General features: G+C 70.3%; 8 protein-coding genes. 7 read left to right on the top strand and 1 reads right to left on the bottom strand.

What is annotated here, in order from left to right:
- The 4 genes from ACRDP3_RS22340 to fabF all read left to right on the top strand — a co-directional run.
- On the top strand, window positions 1-356 hold a 356-nt coding region (locus ACRDP3_RS22340), incomplete at its 5' end, for an ACP S-malonyltransferase (RefSeq protein ID WP_431518778.1).
- 20 nt (window positions 357-376) lie between these two features.
- Window positions 377-1,381 (top strand): ketoacyl-ACP synthase III, encoded by a 1,005-nt coding sequence (locus ACRDP3_RS22345; RefSeq protein ID WP_431518779.1) that lies wholly within the window; start codon window positions 377-379, stop codon window positions 1,379-1,381.
- Between the two features lie 112 nt (window positions 1,382-1,493).
- Window positions 1,494-1,742: an acyl carrier protein gene (locus ACRDP3_RS22350; RefSeq protein ID WP_431518780.1), complete on the top strand. Its 249-nt coding sequence runs from the start codon at window positions 1,494-1,496 to the stop codon at window positions 1,740-1,742.
- A gap of 111 nt (window positions 1,743-1,853) precedes the next feature.
- A complete protein-coding gene (gene fabF, locus ACRDP3_RS22355; protein WP_431518781.1) occupies window positions 1,854-3,116 on the top strand; it encodes a beta-ketoacyl-ACP synthase II in 1,263 nt (420 codons plus the stop codon).
- 96 nt (window positions 3,117-3,212) lie between these two features.
- Here the strand turns inward: fabF and ACRDP3_RS22360 are convergent, their stop codons facing one another.
- The gene (locus ACRDP3_RS22360) at window positions 3,213-3,707 is read right to left on the bottom strand and encodes a DUF3145 domain-containing protein (RefSeq protein WP_431518785.1); all 495 of its coding nucleotides are present in this window, start codon (window positions 3,705-3,707) and stop codon (window positions 3,213-3,215) included.
- 323 nt (window positions 3,708-4,030) lie between these two features.
- Between ACRDP3_RS22360 and ACRDP3_RS22365 the strand changes: the two genes are divergently transcribed.
- From ACRDP3_RS22365 to ACRDP3_RS22375, 3 genes are all read left to right on the top strand, one after another.
- Window positions 4,031-4,996 carry a GDSL-type esterase/lipase family protein gene (locus ACRDP3_RS22365; RefSeq protein WP_431518782.1) on the top strand — a complete coding sequence of 322 codons (966 nt, stop codon included), beginning with the start codon at window positions 4,031-4,033 and terminating at the stop codon, window positions 4,994-4,996.
- A 161-nt stretch (window positions 4,997-5,157) separates the two neighbouring features.
- A complete protein-coding gene (locus ACRDP3_RS22370) occupies window positions 5,158-6,339 on the top strand; it encodes a mandelate racemase/muconate lactonizing enzyme family protein (RefSeq protein WP_431518783.1) in 1,182 nt (393 codons plus the stop codon).
- Window positions 6,336-6,802 (top strand): alcohol dehydrogenase catalytic domain-containing protein (locus ACRDP3_RS22375; RefSeq protein ID WP_431518784.1); only part of this gene is annotated, 467 nt, incomplete at its 3' end. The genes ACRDP3_RS22370 and ACRDP3_RS22375, both read left to right, overlap by 4 nt.

A 6,802-nucleotide genomic window follows, 5' to 3' on the forward strand; every position in this document is an offset into this window, starting at 1 on the left:
TCCACACCCACCACATGGCACCGGCCGTCGATGTCCTGGCCGCTTCCGTCGAGGGCGCACGGGTCTCCGACCCCGCGCTGCCCTACGTGTCCAATCTGGACGGAGCCGCCGTCGAGGACGGCCGGCAGGTCGTGCAGCGCCTGGTCAACCAGATCTCGGCACCGGTGCGCTGGGACCAGTGCATGGAGACCTTCCAGAAGATGGGCGTCACGGCACTCATCGAGGTGTGCCCCGGCGGCACCCTCACCGGTCTGGCCAAGCGCGGCCTCCCCGGCGCGCGGACCCTGGCGCTGAAGACCCCTGATGATCTCGACGCGGCGCGCGAGCTGATCGCCGAGCACACGCAGACCGCCTGAGCCTCAAGGAGCTCGAGAGCATGACCGCGAAGATCAATCCCACCAAGGGTTCCCCGAACTCACGCATCCTCGGCGTGGGCGGCTACCGCCCCACCCGGGTCGTGCCGAACGAGGAGATCCTCAAGCACATCGACTCCTCCGACGAGTGGATCCGCTCCCGCTCCGGCATCACGACCCGGCACTGGGCGGGCCCGGACGAGACCGTCGCCGAGATGACCCTCGAGGCGGCGGGCAAGGCGGTCGCCGACGCGGGAATCGTCCCGGAACAGGTGGGGGCGGTCGTCATCTCGACCGTCTCGCACTTCAAGCAGACCCCCGCGGTCGCGACGGAGATCGCGGACCGGATGGGCGCGGGCAAGGCGGCGGCGTTCGACATCAACGCCGGCTGTGCGGGCTTCGGTTACGGCCTCACTCTCGCCAAGGGCATGGTCGTCGAGGGCAGCGCCGAGTACGTGCTCGTGGTGGGCGCCGAACGGCTCTCCGACCTCACCGACCTCACCGACCGTTCCACGGCGTTCCTGTTCGGGGACGGCGCGGGCGCCGTCATCGTCGGTCCTGCCGAGGAGCCCGGCATCGGGCCCAGCATCTGGGGCTCGGAGGGCGACAAGTCCGACGTCATCAGCCAGACCGTGGCCTGGGACGCCTACCGCGACGGCGAGGTCGAGAAGTTCCCGGCCATCCGCCAGGAGGGCCAGACGGTCTTCCGCTGGGCCGTCTTCGAGATGGCGAAGGTGGCCAAGCAGGCCCTCGATGCCGCCGGTGTCGCCCCGGCGGACCTGGACGTCTTCATCCCGCACCAGGCCAACATGCGGATCATCGACTCGATGGTGAAGACACTCAAGCTGCCGGAGCACGTCACGGTCGCCCGCGATGTGGAGACCACCGGCAACACCTCGGCCGCCTCGATTCCGCTCGCGATGGAGCGGCTGCTGGCGACCGGACAGGCGAAGAGCGGCGATACCGCACTCGTCATCGGCTTCGGGGCGGGTCTGGCCTACGCAGCAACGGTCGTTACCCTCCCCTAGTCAAGATCCACACAGCCCGTACAGCGCCGTGCGGCAGCGTGTGGCCGAACACCGCACCACGAAGAACCACCAGAAGAATCAGAAGACCCCGAAGAAGCGAAGGAGCGCCGCAATGGCCGCCACGCAGGAAGAGATCGTCGCCGGTCTCGCCGAGATCGTGAACGAGATCGCCGGTATTCCCACCGAGGATGTCCAGCCGGAGAAGTCCTTCACCGACGACCTGGACGTCGACTCGCTGTCCATGGTCGAGGTGGTCGTCGCCGCCGAGGAGAAGTTCAGCGTGAAGATCCCGGACGACGACGTGAAGAACCTCAAGACCGTCGGCGACGCGACCGAGTACATCCTCAAGAACCAGAGCTGAGACAGCGCTGACGCGCTTGTCGCCACCCGCCGCGCGCCCAAGGGAAGCTTCCCCGGGCACCGGTGGGGTGGTTCAGCCGGCTCACCCTCTACCAGTGGAGACAAGAATCCAGTGAACACGACCCATCACTCCGTGGTCGTCACCGGTATCGGCGCGACCACACCGCTGGGTGGCGACAGCGCATCGACCTGGGAAGGTCTGCTCGCCGGGCGCTCCGGTGTCGGCCCTCTCACCCAGGACTGGGCGGCCGAGCTGCCCGTACGGATCGCCGCTCAGATCGCGGTCGAGCCGACCGAGATCATTCCGCGGCCACAGGCACGCAAGCTGGACCGCTCGGCGCAGTTCGCGCTGCTGGCGGCGCGCGAGGCATGGTCGGACGCCGGCTTCACCGCCAAGGCGGGCGAGGACGCGAGCATCTCCCCCGACCGCCTCGGCGCGGTCGTCGCCTCCGGCATCGGCGGTGTCACCACCCTGCTCGGGCAGTACGACGTGCTGAGGGATCAGGGCGTCCGCCGCGTCTCCCCGCACACCGTCCCGATGCTGATGCCGAACAGCCCCAGCGCGAACGTGGGCCTCGAGGTCAACGCGCGCGCCGGTGTGCACACCCCGGTCAGCGCGTGCGCCTCCGGCTCGGAGGCGATCGGTTACGCGGTGGAGATGATCCGCACCGGGCGGGCCGACGTCGTCGTCGCCGGCGGCACGGAAGCCGCTATCCACCCGCTGCCCATCGTCGCCTTCGGCAACATGATGGCGATGTCGAAGAACAACGACGACCCGCAGGGCGCGTCGCGCCCGTACGACACCGAGCGGAACGGCTTCGTGCTGGGCGAAGGCGCGGGCGTGATCGTGCTGGAGTCGGCGGAGCACGCCAAGAAGCGCGGCGCACGGGTCTACGCGGAGGCCATCGGCCAGGGCATCTCGGCCGACAGCCACCACATCACGCAGCCCGAGCCGAGCGGCAACGGCATCGCGCTCGCGCTGCAGCACCTGCTCGAGCGCACCGACCTCAAGCCCGCGGAGGTCGCCCACATCAACGCGCACGCGACGTCCACCCCGCAGGGTGACATCGCGGAACTGAAGGCGCTGCGCAAGGTCTTCGGTGACGACGTCGACCACATGGCGATCTCCGGCACCAAGTCGATGACCGGCCATCTGCTGGGCGGCGCGGGCGGCATCGAGACGGTTGCCTCGATCCTCGCCCTGGTGCACCGCACGGCACCGCCGACGATCAACCTCACCAGCCTCGACCCGGAGGCGGACGCCGACATCGTCCGCGACGAGGCCCGTGCGCTGCCCGAGGGCACGATCGCCGCGCTGAACAACTCCTTCGGCTTCGGCGGCCACAACGTCGTGCTGGCCTTCCGGACGGTCTGAGCGGCAGGCCCTGAAGCGAGCAGGGTAAGCGAACGCAGGCAAAGGTGAGGGGCAGCCCCATGGGGGGCTGCCCCTCACCGTGTCGTCGCTGCCGGCTCACACCACCTGGTGCAGCCAGCGGACCGGTGCTCCCTCTCCCGCGTAGCGGAAAGGTTCCAGCTCGTCGTCCCAGGGCTTGCCCAGCAGCTTGGCGAGCTCCGCCTCCAGTTCGCTCTCGCCGCGCGAGGCGCGGGCGAGTGCGGCCCGCAGCCGGTCCTCGGGGATGAGGATGTCACCGTGCATGCCGGTGACGGCGTGGAAGATGCCGAGTTCGGGGGTGGAGCTGTAGCGCTCGCCCTCGGCGGCGGGACAGGGCTCGGCGGTGACTTCGAAACGCAGCAGATGCCAGCCGCGCAGCGCGGAGGCGAGCTTGGAGCCGGTGCCGGGTTCGCCCTGCCAGGAGAACTCCGCACGCCAGGTGCCGGGGGAGGCCGGCTGTCTGATCCAGTCGAGACTGACGCGCGCGCCGAGTACCCCCGCCACAGCCCATTCGACGTGCGGGCACAGCGCACGGGGTGCGGAGTGAACGTACAGAACTCCACGTGTCGTCACCGGGACCTCCAGTGCGGTTCGAGGGCCGTTCTCGCCGACGGCCTCGATCACCTGCCGGTCACGCGCCGGGTCAGCGCCTGACATCCTGCACCACCGGTCACTTCGTGACGAGCGCCGAGGTTGCGAATAGTAAACACCATCGGCACCAATTCTCCCCGAATGGGACATGAAGTGACGCGACGTAATATTTTTCTGTCGCTGAGCGTGAGCCCCCAGACGCCAGCACAATGGGAGCCGGAGGAGCGCACACGGTAAAGCTATCGCGCGCCGGTGGACGTCGTGTGACGTAGCGTCGGACGGACAACGGGGAATCGAGGAGCCGGATGCCGCAGAGCCGACGGGCCACGAGCGCGGACCACGGGGACGGCGGTCCGGTTTCCCGTCGTGGGCGGCTCGCCACCACGGGAGCCGTCGCCATCGTGCTCGTCGGCGGGCTCACTCTCGCGGCGGCCTGCGGGATCGGTGACGGCAGCGGAAGCGGGAGCGGAACGGAGCAGCGCGCTCCCGGATCCGCGCGCCCCTCCCCCACGCCGCCATGGGACCGGCGTCCCGCCTCCGTCGCCGCGGTCGGGGACTCCATCACCCGTGGCTTCGACGCCTGTTCGCTGCTCGCGGACTGCACGCGGGCCTCCTGGGTCACCGGCTCCGACCCGGCTGTGCGGAGTCTCGCGCACCGCCTCGTGGACGCCGCTCCGGCGCGGCACAGCTGGAACTACGCGGTCAGCGGCGCCGTGATGGCCGACCTGTCCACCCAGATGACGCGCGCGGCGCGGCGCGATCCGGAACTGGTGACGGTGCTGGCCGGCGCGAACGACGCGTGCCGGCCCACCACCGCGCAGATGACCCCGGCGGTGGATTTCCGCGCCGGCTTCCGCACGGCGCTGCGCACGCTGCGGAAGGCGCGCCCCACGACGCAGGTGTACGTGGCGAGCGTGCCGGATCTGAGGCGGCTGTGGTCCCAGGGGCGCGCGGACCCGTGGGGCGAGCGGGTCTGGGGGCTGGGGATCTGCCAGTCGATGCTGCGCGATCCGAAGGCGATGACCAAGGCGGCCCAGGACCGGCGGCAGGAGGTGTACGACCGGGTGGTGTCGTACAACGCCGTGCTCGAGGAGGAGTGCGCGAAGGTCCCGCGCTGCCGCTACGACGGCGGTGCGGTCTTCCGCTACCGCTTCACCAAGGCCGAGCTGAGTCACTGGGACTGGTTCCACCCCAGCAAGGCGGGCCAGCGCAAGCTCGCCGAACTCGCCTACCGGGGAATCACCGCGCCGCGCGGAGAGAGATCCCGGTAGGCCCTCCGTCGCTTCCGGGCCCGCGCCCTCTTCCGGGCCGCGTGCTGAACGAACCGTGCACGGCCCATTGACGCCGCTCCCGACGCCTCAATACATTCAGGGCACCATTTCGAACGTCGTTCGAGATTTCGGACAACAAGCAGGGTGAAGGGTCGACGGCCGTGCGCATCACCGGAATCAGTACCCATGTCGTCGGCACGCCCTGGCGCAACCTCACCTACGTCCAGGTGCACACCGACGACGGGCTCACGGGAGTCGGTGAGACCCGGATGCTCGGCCACACCGACGCGCTGGTGGGCTACCTGCGCGAGGCGGCGGCCCACCACATCACCGGCTCCGACCCGTTCGCGGTCGAGGACCTGGTGCGGCGGATGAAGTACGGCGACTACGGGCGGGCCGGAGAGATCGTGATGTCCGGCATCGCCTGCGTGGAGATGGCCTGCTGGGACATCAAGGGCAAGGCGCTGGGCGTCCCGGTCTGGCAGCTGCTCGGCGGCAAGGTCACCGACCGGGTGAAGGCGTACGCGAACGGCTGGTACACCACCGAGCGCACCCCGGAGGCGTACCACAAGGCGGCACAGGCCGTCGTCGCGCGGGGCTACCGCGCGCTGAAGATCGACCCGTTCGGAACCGGCCACTTCGAGCTGGACCACGCCGGCACGCGCTACGCGGTCTCGCTGATCGAGGCCGTACGGGACGCGATCGGCCCGGAGGCCGAGCTGATGCTGGAGATGCACGGGCGGTTCAGCCCGTCGACGGCGGTGCGGCTGGCCCGCGAGATGGCGCCCTTCGCCCCCGCGTGGCTGGAGGAGCCGGTGCCGCCGGAGAACCTCAAGGCACTGGCGAAGGTGGCCGAGAAGGTGGAGGTGCCCGTGGCGACGGGCGAACGCATCCACGACCGCACCGAGTTCCGCGAGCTGTTCGAGTCACAGGCGGCCGACATCATCCAGCCGGACGTCGGCCACATCGGCGGCATCCTGGAGGCCCGGAAGCTCGCCGCCACCGCCGAGACCCACTACACGCTCATCGCCCCGCACAACGTCGGCGGGCCGGTGCTCACCGCTGCCTCCCTGCAACTGGCGGGCTGCACGCCCAACTTCAAGATCCTCGAACACTTCAACGACTTCGCCGACGCGGAGATCAGCGCGGTGGTCAAGGGAGCACCGCAGGTCGTGGACGGCTATTTCGCCCTGCCCGAGGCGCCGGGCCTGGGGGTCGAGCTGGACACCGACGCCGCGGCGGAGTTCCCCCAGCAGCAGGCGCGGTTCGACCTGTGGGCCGAGGGCTGGGAGAAGCGTGCCCCCGCGATCGTCGGCAGGGCCGGACGGGGTGAGCAGGCGTGACGGCGACGGCGACCGCGGAGGCCCGGGCCGTGGTGATCGACAGGCCCGGCGAGCACCGTCTCGTCACCGGCCCGCGGGCCGAACCGGGGCCGGGTGAGGTGCGGATCGCCGTCCACGCGGCGGGCGTCTGCGCCAGCGACCGGGAGCTCTACGACGGCACCCGCCCGTCCGGCTACGTCCGGTATCCCGTCACGCCCGGCCACGAATGGTCCGGCACCGTCGACGCCGTCGGCGAGGGCGTCGACACCCGGCTGCTCGACCGTAAGACCGTCGCCGAGGGCTTCCGCGCGTGTCTGCGCTGCGAGCGCTGCCGGGAGGGGGCGACCAGCCTCTGCACGAGCGGCTATGACGAGACGGGCTTCACCCGTCCCGGCGCCTTCGCCGATTCGCTCGTGGTGCCGGCCGGGCTGCTGCATCTCCTGGCCGACGACGCCGATCTGCGGGCGGCCGCGCTGCTGGAGCC

Source organism: Streptomyces sp. (assembly GCF_050698815.1).
Lineage (GTDB): Bacteria > Actinomycetota > Actinomycetes > Streptomycetales > Streptomycetaceae > Streptomyces.